At 62.7% G+C, this 15,664-nt stretch carries 15 protein-coding genes; 8 read left to right on the top strand and 7 right to left on the bottom strand.

Annotation, left to right across the window (positions count from 1 at the left end):
- Positions 1-168 precede the first annotated feature (168 nt).
- From OU800_RS15325 to OU800_RS15335, 3 genes are read right to left on the bottom strand one after another with little or no spacing between them, the layout of a single operon-like run.
- The gene (locus OU800_RS15325) at positions 169-930 is read right to left on the bottom strand and encodes an SDR family oxidoreductase (protein ID WP_268178166.1); all 762 of its coding nucleotides are present in this window, start codon (positions 928-930) and stop codon (positions 169-171) included.
- On the bottom strand, positions 930-1,859 hold the full coding sequence (locus OU800_RS15330; protein ID WP_268178167.1) for an alpha/beta hydrolase: 930 nt from the start codon (positions 1,857-1,859) through the stop codon (positions 930-932). The genes OU800_RS15325 and OU800_RS15330 overlap by 1 nt, the downstream gene beginning before the upstream one ends.
- On the bottom strand, positions 1,843-3,309 hold the full coding sequence (locus tag OU800_RS15335) for a flavin-containing monooxygenase (RefSeq protein ID WP_268178168.1): 1,467 nt from the start codon (positions 3,307-3,309) through the stop codon (positions 1,843-1,845). Before OU800_RS15335 ends, OU800_RS15330 begins: the two co-directional genes overlap by 17 nt.
- Before the next feature lie 103 nt (positions 3,310-3,412).
- On the opposite strand from OU800_RS15335, the gene OU800_RS15340 reads away from it, so the two are divergent.
- Genes OU800_RS15340 through OU800_RS15350 form a run of 3 tightly spaced genes read left to right on the top strand, consistent with a single transcriptional unit; the run spans position 3,413 to position 5,866 of the window.
- A complete protein-coding gene (locus OU800_RS15340; protein WP_268178169.1) occupies positions 3,413-4,429 on the top strand; it encodes an AraC family transcriptional regulator in 1,017 nt (338 codons plus the stop codon).
- Positions 4,430-4,485: 56 nt separating this feature from the next.
- Complete coding sequence (locus OU800_RS15345; RefSeq protein WP_268178170.1) at positions 4,486-5,364, top strand: DNA-3-methyladenine glycosylase family protein; 879 nt, start codon at positions 4,486-4,488, stop codon at positions 5,362-5,364.
- 4 nt (positions 5,365-5,368) lie between these two features.
- Positions 5,369-5,866 carry a methylated-DNA--[protein]-cysteine S-methyltransferase gene (locus OU800_RS15350; RefSeq protein ID WP_268178171.1) on the top strand — a complete coding sequence of 166 codons (498 nt, stop codon included), beginning with the start codon at positions 5,369-5,371 and terminating at the stop codon, positions 5,864-5,866.
- Between the two features lie 961 nt (positions 5,867-6,827).
- On the opposite strand, the gene OU800_RS15355 is transcribed toward OU800_RS15350, so the two are convergent.
- A complete protein-coding gene (locus OU800_RS15355; RefSeq protein WP_268178172.1) occupies positions 6,828-7,577 on the bottom strand; it encodes a GntR family transcriptional regulator in 750 nt (249 codons plus the stop codon).
- Between the two features lie 401 nt (positions 7,578-7,978).
- Here OU800_RS15355 and OU800_RS15360 point away from each other — a divergent pair, with 401 nt between their 5' ends.
- Complete coding sequence (locus OU800_RS15360; RefSeq protein ID WP_268178173.1) at positions 7,979-9,328, top strand: NCS2 family permease; 1,350 nt, start codon at positions 7,979-7,981, stop codon at positions 9,326-9,328.
- Positions 9,329-9,413: 85 nt separating this feature from the next.
- On the opposite strand, the gene uraH is transcribed toward OU800_RS15360, so the two are convergent.
- Positions 9,414-9,767: a hydroxyisourate hydrolase gene (gene uraH / locus OU800_RS15365; protein WP_268178174.1), complete on the bottom strand. Its 354-nt coding sequence runs from the start codon at positions 9,765-9,767 to the stop codon at positions 9,414-9,416.
- 484 nt (positions 9,768-10,251) lie between these two features.
- Here uraH and puuE point away from each other — a divergent pair, with 484 nt between their 5' ends.
- Genes puuE through OU800_RS15385 form a run of 4 tightly spaced genes read left to right on the top strand, consistent with a single transcriptional unit; the run spans position 10,252 to position 13,560 of the window.
- Entirely contained in the window at positions 10,252-11,178 is a 927-nt protein-coding gene (gene puuE, locus OU800_RS15370) for an allantoinase PuuE (RefSeq protein WP_268178175.1), read from the top strand.
- 11 nt (positions 11,179-11,189) lie between these two features.
- Entirely contained in the window at positions 11,190-11,705 is a 516-nt protein-coding gene (uraD, locus tag OU800_RS15375; protein WP_268178176.1) for a 2-oxo-4-hydroxy-4-carboxy-5-ureidoimidazoline decarboxylase, read from the top strand.
- A gap of 36 nt (positions 11,706-11,741) precedes the next feature.
- Positions 11,742-12,245: an ureidoglycolate lyase gene (locus OU800_RS15380; protein ID WP_268178177.1), complete on the top strand. Its 504-nt coding sequence runs from the start codon at positions 11,742-11,744 to the stop codon at positions 12,243-12,245.
- Between the two features lie 46 nt (positions 12,246-12,291).
- A complete protein-coding gene (locus OU800_RS15385) occupies positions 12,292-13,560 on the top strand; it encodes a urate hydroxylase PuuD (RefSeq protein WP_268178178.1) in 1,269 nt (422 codons plus the stop codon).
- A 55-nt stretch (positions 13,561-13,615) separates the two neighbouring features.
- On the opposite strand, the gene OU800_RS15390 is transcribed toward OU800_RS15385, so the two are convergent.
- Entirely contained in the window at positions 13,616-14,359 is a 744-nt protein-coding gene (locus OU800_RS15390) for a hypothetical protein (RefSeq protein WP_268178179.1), read from the bottom strand.
- Entirely contained in the window at positions 14,356-15,474 is a 1,119-nt protein-coding gene (locus tag OU800_RS15395) for a DNA cytosine methyltransferase (RefSeq protein WP_268178180.1), read from the bottom strand. Before OU800_RS15395 ends, OU800_RS15390 begins: the two co-directional genes overlap by 4 nt.
- Positions 15,475-15,664: the final 190 nt, after the last annotated feature.

Consider the following 15,664-nt stretch of genomic DNA (forward strand, 5'->3'; position numbering starts at 1 on the left):
CTATCGAACGGTGGCACGGCAACCCAAGGTGCCGCGCCGAGAATCAAGCGAGCTTGATACGTGTTCCGAAGCGCAACGACGACCGCCCCAAGAACGGGGCGAACACCTACAGGCTAGACGCTTTTGTGACACTTCGCTCGTTTACTTGCACAGGGCACGACAGGCGGCTCAAGGCCGGCTCAACCAGGCCATCAACGCTCGGGTGATGAAGGCCGGGGTGATCTGCCCGAGGCCATACAGCAGGCGAAACTGCAAGCCGACCGGGCGATGCACACGGTTGACCTGCGCCTGTTGCCAGGCGGCCTCGGCAATGTGCTCGGCCAGCAGGCGCACCCCCATGCGCCGAATGATCGGCGGGCGCTGGGTTTGGCTAGCCACCATCGGCGTGTCGACGAATGGCGGCATGAGGTCACCCACGCGGATGCCATGGGCCCGCCACTCCAGCTCCAGGGCTTCGGTCAGGCCACGCACGGCGAACTTGCTGGCCGAGTAGCTGGCCATCAGCGGCACGCCGTACAGGCCGGAAGCCGAGCCCATGTTGAGCACCTGGGCATCGGCCGTGGCCTTGAGATAGGGAAAGGCCAGATGGGTGAAGGTCAGCAGCCCCTGCACGTTGATCTGCACCAGGCGCAGGTGCTCTTGCAGCGCGATCTGCTCGAAAGCCCCGGTACGCAGGATGCCCGCGCAATTGAACAGCAGGCGCAGGCGCCCTTGCTGCAGGGCACAGAACGCATCAATGGCCTCGCTGGCGGCTGCCACATCGGTAACGTCCAAGGCACGATGCCAGGCACCACCGAGCTCAGCGGCCAGGCTCGCCAGGGCCACGCCATCCACATCGAGCAGCCCGACCTGCCAGCCGCGCGCATGAAACAGGCGCGCCGTGGCCGCCCCGATGCCGGACGCCGCTCCGGTAATCAGAATGTTGTTCATCACCACCCCCGCACGCGTAGAAAGTCGACGACTCGGCCTATGGCCTGATCCGCCGCCTGCAACAGCCCGACATGGGCCTGGAATACATGCCAGAGCTGCGGATAGCGCTCCAGACGCACATCACCGCCCGTCGCTCGCACCCGCTCGGCCAGGCGCAGGCTGTCATTGCGCAACAGCTCATCTTCGCCCACCTGCAGCAACAATGGCGGCAGCCCGGCCAGGTCGGCATACAACGGTGATAACGAGGGGTCACGCTCAGACAGATGGGCCGGCCGATAGAGTTCGACCGCCTGCTCCAGCCAGCGCGGATGCAGCAGCGGGTCGCCGGCAGGAGGATCGTGTCGGCTTGCCCCGGACAAGTCAGCAACGGGCGACAGACACAGCAGCGCCGCAGGTGCGGGCAGCCCCTGTTGCTGGGCCTGCAGGCAAGCGACCAGGCACAGATTGCCACCGGCTGAGTCGCCGGCGAAGGCAATCTGCGCGGCGTGATATCCGCGCTCCAGCAAGGCGCGATAGGCCGCCAGCACATCATCCCGAGCGGCCGGAAAGGGATGCTCCGGTGCCAGGCGATAATCCAGCGCACACACCGCAAAGCCACCGCGCTTGGCCAGGCTGGCGCAGATACCGCGATGGGTATTCGGCGCGCCGATCATGAAGGCGCCGCCATGCAGATAGAGCAGCACCCGCTCATTCTGGCCGGGTGGTCGGTGCCATTCGCAGAGCACTCCGGCCAATGTCTCGCGGCTGCGCAGCACTCCGCGCGGCACCAGGGTGACGGCAGTGAGCGCGCGCAGGATCAGGCGCTGGGCGGCCACCGGCATGGGCGGTCGGATCAGCCCGCGAAACAGCACTCGCAACAGCCCACGCAGCAAGAGGCGCAGGGCTTTTTGCCCAGGCACGGGCGCGACGAAATCAGCGGATGCAGTCATAGTCGGCAAGCTCCGGGGCACGGGTCTGCTGGCGATAGGTGAAGGTGAAGCCCGGCCAGTTGTTGGTGTGCTTGCCAGCGGCCGTCTGATACCAGCTTTGGCACCCCTGGGCCCAGATGGTGCGCTGGGTCTGTGTCTGCAACGCCTCGTTGTAGCGGCGCTGGGGCGCGGCCTTCAGGTCGAGGTAGCGCAGCCCTTGCTCGCGTAGCGCCTGCAGGCAACCCAGAACGTAGGCGAACTGGCTCTCCAGCATGTAGAGAATGGAGTTGTGCCCCAGGTTGGTATTCGGACCATAAAGCAAAAACAGGTTGGGGAAGCCACTGACGCTGATGCCCTTGAAGGCTTCGGCGCCGTCCTTCCAGGCCTGGTTCAGCTCCAGCCCGCCGAGCCCGCGAATCTGCATCGGTGCGAGGAAATCGCTAGCGGTGAAGCCCGTGCCATAGATCAGCACATCGCAGGGATGCTCACGGCCATCGGCCGTTACCAACGAATGTTCACGCACTTCGAGAATCGGTGAGTCGACGATCTCCACATTGGCCTGCGCCAGTGCCGGGAAGTAATCGTTGCTGATCAGGATGCGCTTGCAGCCCATGGGATAATCCGGCTGCAAGCGGGCGCGCTTGTCGGCATCGGGCATCTGCCGCTCTAGATGCTGGGTGAAGATGCCGCGCAGCAATCTCATCAGCCAGGGCCAGTGCACGAAAGCCAGGGCCCGCGCCTCGTGATGCAGATACTGCAACAGGCGCACACCGCGCTGCAGAAGTGGCAAGCGGCGCATCAGGGCGATCTCCCAGGCGCGGTAGGCACGGTCGGGCTTGGGCAGAACATAAGCCGCCGAGCGCTGAAACAGGCTCAGCCTGGCCACCCTGGGCTGGATCTGCGGGACGAACTGGATAGCCGAGGCGCCGGTGCCGATCACCGCCACACGCTTGCCGCTCAGGTCGATGTCGTGCCGCCAGCGTGCGGAGTGAAAGGCCTCACCGCAAAAACTCTCCAGCCCCGGCAGTTGCGGGTAGGCCGGGCGATTGAGCTGGCCGCAGGCACTGACCAGCGCCTGTGTCTCCAGGCATTGACCGTCGCTCAGTTCCACTCGCCAGATGCCGCGTACCTCATCGAACTCGGCACCGCGCACCTCGGTGTTCAGGCGGATGTGCCGGCGCAGGTCGTACTTCTCCACGCAGCTCAGGATATAGGCCTGGATTTCCGCCTGCGGGGCGAACTTGCGCGACCAGTCCGGCTTGGGCTCGAAAGAAAAGGAATACAGGTAGGACGGCACGTCGCAGGCTGCGCCCGGGTAGCTGTTGTCCCGCCAGGTGCCACCGACCTCGGCAGCTTTTTCCAGGAGCAGGAAATCCTCCTCGCCCTGCTTGCGCAACTGCATGGCCAGGCCCAATCCGGCAAAACCGCTACCAATGATCAGCACTCGCCATGTACGGGGGTTGTTACGCATTGTGGTCTCCCCGACCCATTGATGACGCTTGCCATGCTACCGAGCCAAACAGCGCCGGGTTATGGCATAGTCGGCCAGCAGATTGTGCTTTTCGGACAACCTCATGCCTGCCTCCTGGCCCAAACGCCGCAGCGTCACCAGCTTGCAACTGCTGATTCAGCTAGGCCTCGACCTCGGCCTGGATCTGCCCACCTGCCTGGCCGGTACGGGCATCACCCCGGCGCGCTTGCCGACGCTGCAGGGTGAGATCGACGCCGACTGCGAGCTGAGGCTGATCGCCAATCTCGTTCAGGGCCTGCCCGACATCGAGCACCTCGGCCTGCTGGCCGGCGAGCGCTACCGCCTGATCAGCTACGGCGCCTGGGGCTACGCCCTGCTCAGCAGCGCCACGGTGCGCGAAGCTGCCGCGCTCGGCCTGCGCTACCTGGGCCTGACCTTTGCCTTCACCCATATCAGCCTGGCCGAACAGGGCCAGGACGCCTGCCTGCTGTTCGATGATAGCCAGACGCCGACGGCGCTGCTGCCGTTCATCGTGCAACGGGACATGCTCGGCGCCCTAGTGGTGATCCGTGAATTACTGGGCGACAAGCTGCCATTGCTACAGGTGCGCATGCGCCAGCCAGCCGCACGAATGCCCCAGACCTTCGCCAAGGCGTTCGGCCACGCCGTGCAATTCGCAGCCGACGACAACTCGCTCATGTTCCCTGCCACCCTGCTCGACAAGCCCCTGCCCTTTGCCAACCCGGCTCTGGTACAAGCCTGTGAACAGCAGTGCCAGGCGATACTGGCCCGCCACAAGTGGGACGAAGGCCTGACCGGGCAGGTGCGCCAGTTGCTGCTGCGCACGCCAGGGCAGCTCGACGACATGGAGCGGGTCGCGGCCAACCTGCACATGAGCAGCCGTACCCTGCGTCGTCGTCTGAACGAAGAAGGCATCGGCTTTCGCGCCCTGCAGGATCAGGTACGCCAAGCCCTGGCCGAAGACATGCTCGAGGCCGGCGGCCTGAGCCTGGAGGAGATCGCCGAACGCCTGGGCTATGGCGAGCTGTCGAACTTCATCCACGCCTTCAAGCGCTGGAAGGGCACCACACCGGGGCGCTACCAGCGTGGTGACGGCTGAACTTTGAAAGTCATCTTCGCGCTGACAACGACAGGCTCCGGGGCTATTTTGCAGGCATGGCTAATTTCACTCTCCTGTTGCCCTACCAGTCGCCCTGGCAATGGCAGCAATTTCAGCGGCATTTCGCCTTGCGTGCGGTTCCTGGCCTGGAAGCGCTGACGCCGGACAGCTACGCCCGCGGCTTCGCCATCGACGGCAGCAGCGGCTGGCTGAGGGTCACCCCACTTCCAGGTCAGAATGCCCTGGAGCTGCGCTGCAGCCTCGGTTCGCCTCGCCACCTGGATCATCTGGAACAACGGGTGCGGCGCATGTTCGACCTGGATGCCGAGCCGCAAGCCATCGCCCAACACCTGAGCGGCGACGCGTTGCTCGCGCCCCTGGTGCAACGCAATCCGGGCCTGCGCTTGCCGGTGGCCTTCGACCCGTTCGAGCAGGCGGTGCGCGCCATCGTCGGCCAGCAGGTGACGGTCAAGGCGGCGGTGACCCTGGTCGGGCGCCTGGTGCAGCGCGTCGGTACGCCTTTGCAGATGCCCGGAGCACCGGCCATCAGCCATCTGTTCCCGAGCCCACAAGCGCTAGCCGAGGCCGATCTGACCGGCATTGGCATGCCCGGCAAGCGCGTGCAGTGCCTGCAGCACTTCGCCGCGCGGGTCGCCGACGGCAGTCTGCAACTCGACCTCACCGACGGCAGCGCGAGTCTGATCGAGCGCCTGTGCAGACTGCCCGGCATCGGCCCGTGGACGGCCGAGTACATCGCCCTGCGCGCCTTTGGCGAGGCCGATGCCTTTCCCGCCAGCGACCTGGGCCTGCTCAAGGCCCCCGTATGGGGCACGGCGGGCATCGATGCGCGGCGCCTGACCGCCCGTGCCGAAGCCTGGCGCCCCTGGCGGGCCTATGCGGCGGCGCATCTGTGGCACAACTACGCAGGAGATTAGAGGCATGCACTATCGCTTTCACGACAGCCCGGTCGGCCCGCTGTTGCTGGCCGCCGACGACGATGGCCTGCAACTGCTGCTGATGGAGCTGGATAGCCGGCCCTGGCGCATCGAGCCGCACTGGCAGCCGGCCGGGCGCGAGCTGGACGCTGCCTGCCAGCAACTGGATCAATACTTCGCCGGCACCCGGCGCCACTTCGAGCTGCGCCTGGCGCCGCGCGGCACGGCGTTCCAGCAGCAGGTCTGGCAGGCGCTGCTGGCCGTGCCCTACGGGCGCACCTGCAGTTATTCAGAGCTGGCCGAGCGCATCGGTCGGCCCCAGGCGGTGCGCGCGGTGGGTACGGCCAACGGGGCCAACCCCATCTCGATCATCGTGCCCTGCCATCGGGTGATTGGCCGTGACGGCAGCCTTACCGGCTATGCCGGCGGCCTGCCACGCAAGCAGCTTCTGCTGGAACTCGAAGGCGCGTTGCAGACGAGCCAGACATCACTGGCGTGGTGACGGGCGGATCGCCCTGCCCCCCCCTATTTATTGGTTCTTCGCGGAATCTCGGGGAAATCAGTATTGGCACCGGAGTGGCAAGTTTGTGTTTTTCTGGTGTTTGTTCCGAATTGCCGCGTTTTTGCTGATGTTTCTGGTTTCGCCCTCCCGGGCGAGTCACTTTTGACGGGCAAAAGTAACCAAAACCCTCCGCCCGGTCATCCGGCCCTCGCTGCGCGAGGGTTCGCTCACTCCATCGCCGCTCCAGAGGCCCGCCACGGTGGGCCATCCCTGGCCCATCGTGGCTTTCGCGGCATCCATGCCGCTCAACCTCTTCCACGACGATTCCGTTCGCCCTCCTGGGCGGGCTCTGCACGCGCCTGAACCCGAGGTAACCCAGAAGTAGTGCGGAGTGGTTGCACATGAAGTCAGCCTTAGGGCTGACCGGAATGCCGGCTGCAGGCCGGCAAGCTATTCAAGCGAATGAAACTACGCGAATGAAAGTTTTGGTTTAACCCAGCGGCCACGTCATGGTTCCACTGCTACCAGAGCACGCCGGGCATGCCCGGAACTGATGTACGTTCAGGCGCGCTAACTCCCCCTTCAGGAGGCCGAACGTAGGCATTGCGCAGGGGGCGAGCGGCATGGATGCCGCGAGAGGCTTGAAGGGCCAGGGATGGCCCTTGCAAGCCGACCCCGGAGCGGTGCCGAAGTGAGGGGAGTCGAGCGAAGCGAGACCCGGATGGCGGGGGTGCGTTTCTTTTGCTTACTTTTCTTTGCGCAGTTCAAAGAAAAGTGAGTCGCCCGAGGGGGCGAAACAAGGAGTTTCTGAATACACCGAAGCGGCGTCCAGAACACCCATCAGCACACAAACTTGCCAGTCCTGTGTTAAGGCTGATTTCCCCGTGCGGCGCGATAGCGTTTGGGCTCCGCGCCCGCCCCCTATCGCGAATGAATTCGCTCCTACCAGGAACGTTCGGCGTCAGGCAGGTTTCTTCTTGGCTTGCAGCAGGTGCGAGAACACCGCGTGCAGATCGTCCGAAGCACCGTCCTCGTCGAGATTGAGCTTGCTGTCGATATGATCCATGTGGTGCATCATCAGCTCCACGGCCTTGTCGACATCGCGTGCCTCGACGGCATCGATCAGCTCGTTGTGCTCGTCGTAGGAACAGTGCGAGCGGTTGCCATTCTCGTACTGGGCGATGATCAGCGAGGTCTGTGACACCAGGCTGCGCTGGAAGCTCACCAGCGGTGCGTTACCCGCCGCCTCGGCCAGCTTGAGATGGAACTCGCCGGACAGGCGAATGCCCGCGCCACGGTCGCCACGGGCGAAACTGTCGCGCTCCTCCTTGACCATCTGCCGCAGCTCGTTGAGTTGCTCGGCGCTGGCATGTTTGACCGCCAGCTCGGTAATGGCACGCTCCACCAGACGCCGCGCATAAAAGGTCTGTCGCGCCTCCTCGACGCTGGGGCTGGCCACCACCGCACCACGGTTGGGCCGCAACAGCACCACGCCTTCATGCGCCAGGCGCGACAGCGCGCGGCGGATGATGGTGCGGCTGACGCCGAAGATCTCCCCCAACGCCTCTTCGCTCAGCTTGGTGCCGGGCGCCAGGCGCTGCTCGAGAATGGCATCGAAGATGTGCACATAGACGATATCGTCCTGAGTCCCGCTGCGGGTGCCCTTGCTCGCACGCGGCTGCTTCTTTAGGGGCTGCAATTGATCGTTCATGCTGGCTCGTATGAATGAGAGGCGCGATGGCGCGACTCTACTGCGTTCTGTCGGGAAAGAGGCAGGGGTGACAGGCCTTTTCCCGGAAAATGTCGTTCTGATTGTACACAAGCCATACAACCCCAACATCTGTCCATCTCCTCCCTGGACGAAGGCACCACCGATGCCATCGCCAGTACTGCCATGCGCAGCTCGCAGCACCACGAGTCCGCCCATAGCAGAGGGCGATAAGCGCCACGGCAAAACATGAATTGCATTTTTTGTATACACCCCCATAATCGCAGCCAGGCAATTCCTGACCGAAAGATCAAGAATCTGTCTCAGCTTCGCATGCAGCCAGCCTTGCAGATCGGCCAGCGCCGCCTCTCGGCCACATACAAGAAAAACAATGGGAGCCTCCTGTGGAAAGCATCGAACAAGAACGACAGGCTGCGCACGTGACGGGCCAGGCACCGAGCGGCCTGCTCGATCGTTTCTTCAAGCTCAGCGAGCATCGCACCAGCATCAAGACCGAATTGCTCGCCGGCCTGACCACCTTCGTCACTATGGCCTACATCATCTTCGTCAACCCCAACATCATGGCCGGCGCCGGCATCGACCACGGGGCGGCCTTCGTCGCCACCTGCCTCGGCGCCGCGCTGGGCTGCTTTCTCATGGGGTTGTACGCCAACTGGCCGGTGGGCCTGGCGCCGGGCATGGGACTCAATGCTTTCTTCACCTACACGGTGGTCGGCGAGATGGGCTATAGCTGGCAGGTGGCGCTGGGCGCGGTATTCATCTCCGGCGTGCTGTTCATGATCATGAGCCTGTCGAGAATCCGCGAATGGTTGCTCAACAGCATCCCCATGAGCCTGCGCTTCGCCATGGGTGCGGGGGTCGGCCTGTTCCTCGGCCTGATCGGCCTGAAGACCGCCGGTATCGTGGTCGACAGCCCAGCCACCCTGCTGACCATGGGCTCGTTCAGCGACCCTTCGACGCTGCTGGCCGCAGTGTGCTTCCTGCTGATCGCTGTGCTCAGCCATCGCCAGGTGTTCGGCGCCATCCTGCTGAGCATGCTCGGCGTCACCGCGCTCGGCTGGGCGCTCGGCCTGGTGCACTACCAAGGACTGGTGTCGATGCCGCCGAGCCTGGCACCGACCTTCATGGCCATGGATATCGCCGGGGCCTGCAACCTGGCCATGGTCAGCGTCATCCTCGCCTTTCTCTTCGTCAACATGTTCGACACGGCCGGCACGCTGATGGGCGTGGCCCATCGCGCCAACCTGGTGGACGATGACGGCAGGATTCAGAACCTGTCACGGGCACTGAAAGCCGACAGCACCTCCAGCGTGGTCGGTGCCGTGGTCGGTTGCCCGCCGGTGACCAGTTACGTGGAGAGCGCCTCCGGCGTCGCCGCAGGCGGGCGCACCGGCCTGACCGCCGTCACCGTCGGCCTGCTGTTCCTCGCCGCGATGTTCTTCGCCCCGCTGGCCGGCATGATTCCGGCCTATGCCACGGCTGGCGCGCTGATCTACGTGGCCATGCTGATGATGAGCGGCCTGGCGCACATCGACTGGCAGGATCATACCGACACCATTCCCGCCATCGTCACCGTGGTGATGATGCCGCTGACCTTCTCCATCGCCAATGGCATCGCTCTGGGCTTTCTCACCTACGCCACGCTGAAGCTGCTGACCGGCCAACGCGACAAGGTGTCATTGAGCTTGTATGTGCTCTGCGCCATCTTCATCGCCAAGTTCGCCTTCCTCTGAATCGCGAGGCGCTTGGGCCAGAAACAGTGCAAAGAGACATGAAAAAGCCCGCAACCAGTGCGGGCAAGGAGCAGAAAGGAGATGCTCAGCTACCACGATAGGTGGAGTAGCTGTAAGGGGAAAGCAACAGCGGTACGTGGTAGTGCTCCTGCCCGGCGTCGATACCGAAGCGCAACACCACCACGTCGAGGAAGGCCGGCTCGGGTAATGCGACACCGCGCGCCCGGTAATAGTCCCCGGCATGGAAATGTAGCTGATAGACGCCGTTGCGATAATCGTCGCCCTGTAGCACCGGCGCATCGCAACGGCCATCGTGATTGGTTCTGAACCGGTTGATCAGCGTCAGTTGAGTGCCTTCGACACGATACAGCTCGACCTCGATGTCACTTCCGGGGCAGCCATGAGCAGCATCCAGTACGTGGGTAGTCAAACGTCCCATGATCACCTCGTTGATTGAGTTCACCGGCCCCTGGGGCCTGTCAGGGGTTGGCAGCAACGCAGCGAACCCGGGCGCAGAATAGCATGCCCCGCAAACCACGAAACAATCATGCAAAAAACTGTACACAAGAATACTGAAATGAATTTTTCACCAGCGCCGCAGTAATGCCGACCAGATAAGGTTTTCCGCTGTAGAAGAGAATGTATTCGCGATCATGCTTGGCCACTGAGAAACCCCATCGCGAAGAAAGGCTGGGCGCCCCTTCGTTCACATAGAAAGATTGGCGTGGCAGAAATGCCCTGAGCAAGCGCTTCAAGAAGAAATAAACTGACCAAATGGGCAAGTTTCTTGCCTGTTCAAAAAGGCCAGAACATGATGCAGTGCCGACTGACAAAGCGATAAAAACTTTGTATACAATTCCTTACCTGGTCTCGCTTGCGTAGCTTCATGCCATGACCACCACAATCCAGACAGGAAGACTGCAGTGAACGCTGATTACCCACGCGACTTGATCGGCTACGGCGCCAACCCTCCCCATCCGCACTGGCCGGACGACGCCCGCATCGCGCTGTCCTTCGTGCTCAATTACGAGGAAGGCGGCGAGCGCAACATCCTGCATGGCGACAAGGAGTCGGAGGCCTTCCTTTCTGAGATGGTCGCCGCCCAGCCGCTGCAAGGCCAGCGCAACCTGTGCATGGAGTCGCTCTACGAATATGGCAGCCGCGCTGGCGTCTGGCGCCTTCTCGATCTGTTTAAGAAGCACGACATTCCGCTGACCATCTTCGCCGTGGCCATGGCCGCCCAGCGTCACCCCGAGGTGATCCGCCAGATGGCTGCTGCCGGTCACGAGATCTGCAGCCACGGGCTGCGCTGGATCGACTACCAGAACGTCGACGAGGCCACCGAGCGCGAGCACATGCTCGAAGCCATCCGCATCCTCAGCGAGATCACTGGCGAACGCCCATTGGGCTGGTACACCGGCCGCCTCGGCCCGAACACCCGGCGCATCGTGCGCGAGGAAGGCGGTTTCCTCTACGACAGCGACACCTACGACGACGATCTGCCCTACTGGGATCCGGCCAGCACGGCGGAGAAGCCCCATCTGGTGATCCCCTACACCCTGGACACCAACGACATGCGCTTCACCCAGGTGCAGGGCTTCAACAAGGGCGACGACTTCTTCGAGTACCTCAAGGACGCCTTCGACGTGCTCTATGCCGAGGGCGAGGCCGGCGCACCGAAGATGCTCTCGATCGGCATGCACTGCCGCCTGCTGGGGCGCCCGGCACGCCTGGCCTCGCTGGCACGTTTCATCGAATACGTGAAGCGCCACGACAAGGTCTGGTGCGCCCGCCGCGTCGATATCGCCCGCCACTGGCATGCCACCCATCCCTTCCGCGCGAGCGAGTGAGAGAACCGTTCATGAGCCGTTTCCAGACCCTGACGCCCTCCTCGCTGAGCCGCGACGCCTTCGTCGAGGCCTTCGCCGATATCTACGAACACTCGCCCTGGGTCGCCGAGCAGGCCTATGACCAGGGCCTGGATGCTTCGCTCGACGAGGTCGAGACGCTGCACCAGCGCATGGCCGCGATCCTCCTGGATGCGAGCCGCGAGGCCCAGCTCGCGCTGATCAAGGCCCACCCGGACCTGGCCGGCAAGGCCGCCATCCGTGGCGAGCTGACCGCCTCCAGCACCTCGGAGCAGGCCGGCGCCGGCATCCACGAATGCAGCGCCGAGGAGTTCACCCGCTTCACCGAACTCAACGACGCCTACAAGGCCCGGTTCGGCTTCCCCTTCATCAAGGCGGTCAAGGGCAGCAACCGCCACCAGATCCTCGCTGCCTTCGAGCAGCGCATTCACAATACCCCGGAGCAGGAGTTCGCCACCGCCCTGGCGGAGATCAACCAGATCGCCCTGTTCCGCCTGCAGCAGCTCTGATGCCGCACCACCCATTCGAGAACAAGTAGAACAGCCATGCGTAGCCTGACCATCGAGCCCTTGAGCAAGGAAGCCTTCGCCCCTTTCGGTGACGTGATCGAAACCGAAGGCAGCGACTTCTTCATGATCAACAACGGCTCCACCCGCCGCTATCACAAGCTGGCCAGCGTGGAGACCGCACAGCCGGAGGATCGGGCCATCATCAGCATCTTTCGCGCCGAGGCGCTGCAGATGCCGCTGACCATCCGCATGCTGGAACGCCATCCGCTGGGCAGCCAGGCCTTCATGCCGCTGCTCGGCAACCCCTTTCTGATCGTGGTCGCGCCACTTGGCGATGTACCTGTATCAGGCTCCGTCCGTGCCTTCCTCAGCAATGGCAGGCAGGGCGTCAATTACCATCGCGGCGTCTGGCACCATCCGGTGCTGACGATCGAAAAGCGGGATGACTTCCTGGTGGTTGATCGCAGTGGTTCGGGTAACAACTGCGACGAACATTTCTTCGCCGAGGACGAGCTTCTTCTCCTCGATCCCCACCAATAAGAGAAGCCTGCAGCCGCTCTGCTGGTTGCAGGGAGAGGTACGGAACGTGGAAGCACATTTCACCGAATGGCTAAACCTGGGCATCCGCTGGATCCACATGATCACCGGCATCGCCTGGATCGGCGCATCCTTCTATTTCGTCTGGCTGGAGAACAACCTCGACCGGCGCAACCCGCGCGAGGGGCTGGCGGGCGATCTCTGGGCCATTCACGGCGGCGGCATCTACCACCTGGAAAAGTACAAGCTGGCACCGCCGAAAATGCCGGAGAACCTGCACTGGTTCAAATGGGAGGCCTACTTCACCTGGCTCTCGGGTGTGGCCCTGCTGCTGGTGGTGTACTACCTCAACCCCAGCCTGTATCTGGTCAAACCGGGTGTCGATCTGGCACCGGCCGCCGCCATCGCCATCGGCCTCGGCTCCATGGCTGTCAGCTACCTGATCTATCACCTCCTCTGCGACTCGCCACTGGGCAAGCGCCCGGCCCTGCTCGGTGCCGTATTGTTCGTGCTGATCATTGCCGCAGCCTGGGGCTTCTCCCAGGTGTTCAGCGGCCGCGCGGCCTATATCCATGTCGGCGCCATCATCGGCACCATCATGGTCGGCAACGTATTCTTCACCATCATGCCGGCGCAGCGTGCTCTGGTTAAGGCCATCGAAACCAACACCACGCCCGACCCACTGCTGCCGGCCAAGGGCCTGCTGCGCTCGCGACACAACAATTATTTCACCCTGCCGGTGCTGTTCATCATGATCAGCAACCACTTCCCCAGCACCTACGGCAGCCACTACAACTGGCTGATCCTCGCCGGCATCGCGGTTCTGGCGGTGCTGGTGCGTCACTACTTCAACACCCGCCATGCCAGCCAGCGCTTCGCCTGGACGCTGCCGGTCGCCGCCCTGGGCATGATCTGCCTGGCCTATGTCACTGCGCCGAAGCCACCTGCTGTCGTCGCCACGCCACTGGCTCAGGCCGAGCAAACCGCCACGGCAAGCGAGCAAGCACCAAGCACCGCAGCCACCGAACGGCCCGCTGCCACGCAGGCCGACGGCACCCGCTTCGCCCAGGTCGAAAAGGTCATCCACGAGCGCTGCACCGTGTGCCACTCGGCCAACCCGAGCAGCCCGATGTTCAGCGCCGCACCGGCCGGCTTCATGCTCGATACGCCCGCGCAGATGCAGGCACAGGCGGCGAAGATCCAGGCTCAGGCCGTGGCCTCGCAGATCATGCCGCTGGGCAACATCACCCAGATGACCCAGGACGAACGTGACCTGATCGGCCGCTGGATAGCAGAGGGTGCGCATATAGCGCGCTAGAAGGCATAGTCAGGGTATGGCTGAGTCAGCGGAACTCAGCCAATGCACAGGTCGATCACTCGGCCACCAATGCCGCAGGATGATTAGGGTAGGTCTGCAAGAACTCGGTAGCGATCGCTCGAATGCGCGATGCGCACTGGGTTCGGCTGGTAATTTCTCTACTCGTGCCAAGAAAGTCCCTGAGGAAGGTCTTGGTGATATGCGGGTTGTTGATCGTAGAGCCTCGCTCGGCAATGTATTGCGCGCGCCGCTTGAGAATCTCCAACATGCGGCCCTGAGAGATGCGTGGCAAACCATCCACCAGCAGATCAGCGGCCTCACTGTATTGCTGGGCGCTGTACTGCAACTTGTGCAAACGCTTGGCGTCTTCGATGGAATAGTGGGCCTGCTCTCCACAAACGGCAAACAAATCCGCTAACTGCAGATGACTCGATACTCTTGCAGCCAAACGGAAGTCGATCTGCATCTGCTCTTCCTTCGCCTGCAACCAGGGCTCCATATCCACCGGAGTCAGGCACAAGCTGCGTTGCAACTCAGGCCTGCCGCGCTCCCTGGAGTAGAAACCGAACACGAAAAACATTTTCCGCCAGCGCTCAATGTGCGCCATGCCGAAGTCACGCGCCGTACCGACATCGAGACTCGTGGAGGATTTAACCTCCACCTCAAGCTGATAGGTCACGCCATTTACCTGGATATCGGTCAGCAGCGCATCTACCCCATGGCGTTCGTGCGCAGCGTCCCACTCCAAACCGAACAAAGCGGACAGCTCACGTTCGCGCTCATCATCCTGAACCGTCACCGCAGCACTCCCAATGCCAATGCGACTTGCCGTGCCACGGCATAGGCGACCGGCGGGCACACGCTATTGCCAATCTGCCCAAGCGCCTGATAGACCGCACCGGAAAAACGCCAATCAGCGGGGAAGCCCTGCAGTAACGCGCAGTCGGCCACGCACAGCCGAAAATGGTTGTTTTCAGGTGGATAGGCCATGGCCAACTCATGCGTTAGCTGAACCCCATTGGGCCAGAGCTGCAACTCGTTCCAGACCTTCAACGACGCCTTGCTATTGACCACCCCTGTGGTATTTCTCGGTCCGGTGAAGCCAGAACGCAGCGTCGGTGCGACAACATCGAACCCGATATCGGGCAAACCCAGACTCCGCCGTGCCGTGTTGTGCGGTAGCAGCTCGCCCGTATCGCCGTGAGTCGGCTGCGGCTCGTGAAACCGTACAGCATCGCGTGCTGCTCTGAACCCGACGAAGAAAACCCGGCGGCGCGCCTGCGGCACACCGAAATCATGAGCTGCCAACTTGAACTTGAAGATTACGTACTGATCGCTCAATGGATCGAGGATCGTCTCGCGCACGAATGACTCGAACTTCTTGTCCAGCAGCCCCACGACGTTCTCAGCGATGAAAGCACGTGGTCGCGTCTGCCTCACACAACGAACGAACTCACCCCACATGTTCCTGGGGTCATCAGCGCCCGCTTGCTTACCGGCAACGGAAAACGGCTGACAAGGCGGCCCACCGTGGACGATGTCCACCCCCCGAAAGGCAGAGAAGGAGGCGTTACAGACGTCTCCCGCGAGAACGCCTGAGCGGATGTCCCACGCCGGACGATTGCTGCGCAGTGTTTCACCGCATACCTCGAGAATTTCAAAGGATGCGACATGTTGGAAACCTGCTCTCTCGAAACCAACATCCAAGCCGCCACCACCCGAGAACAGGGAGAGGCAAGTCAAACCATGGCTCGGGCACTCTGGCATCAAATCCAGAGTATTGAGTCTCCAGTCCTCAATAGGCGACGGCAGCGATTGGCTAGGGTCTGCGAGCAGCGCCAGCTTGCGCTTCTGGGAGCGAATCGAGGTCGCCCGGTAGCGCTCTCGTTGTTCCTGCGTAAGCTCGTATCCCATCTGTTCCTCACCAACAGCCAGCAAATACTGTTCAAAAATACAGTATCAGTACAGCGAAATCTATTTTCAGGGGGCGATTATGGGGACTCTCCCCTCTCATGCCTAGCGCGGAGCATGCATCCAAGCTGAGTCGCAGCAACGCTCCGCATTAAAAACGACCAGGCCCCGCAATCGCGGGGCCTGGTCGTTT

Origin of the sequence: Pseudomonas sp. GOM7 (assembly GCF_026723825.1) — a bacterium.
In the GTDB taxonomy this organism is placed as follows: Bacteria; Pseudomonadota; Gammaproteobacteria; order Pseudomonadales; family Pseudomonadaceae; genus Aquipseudomonas.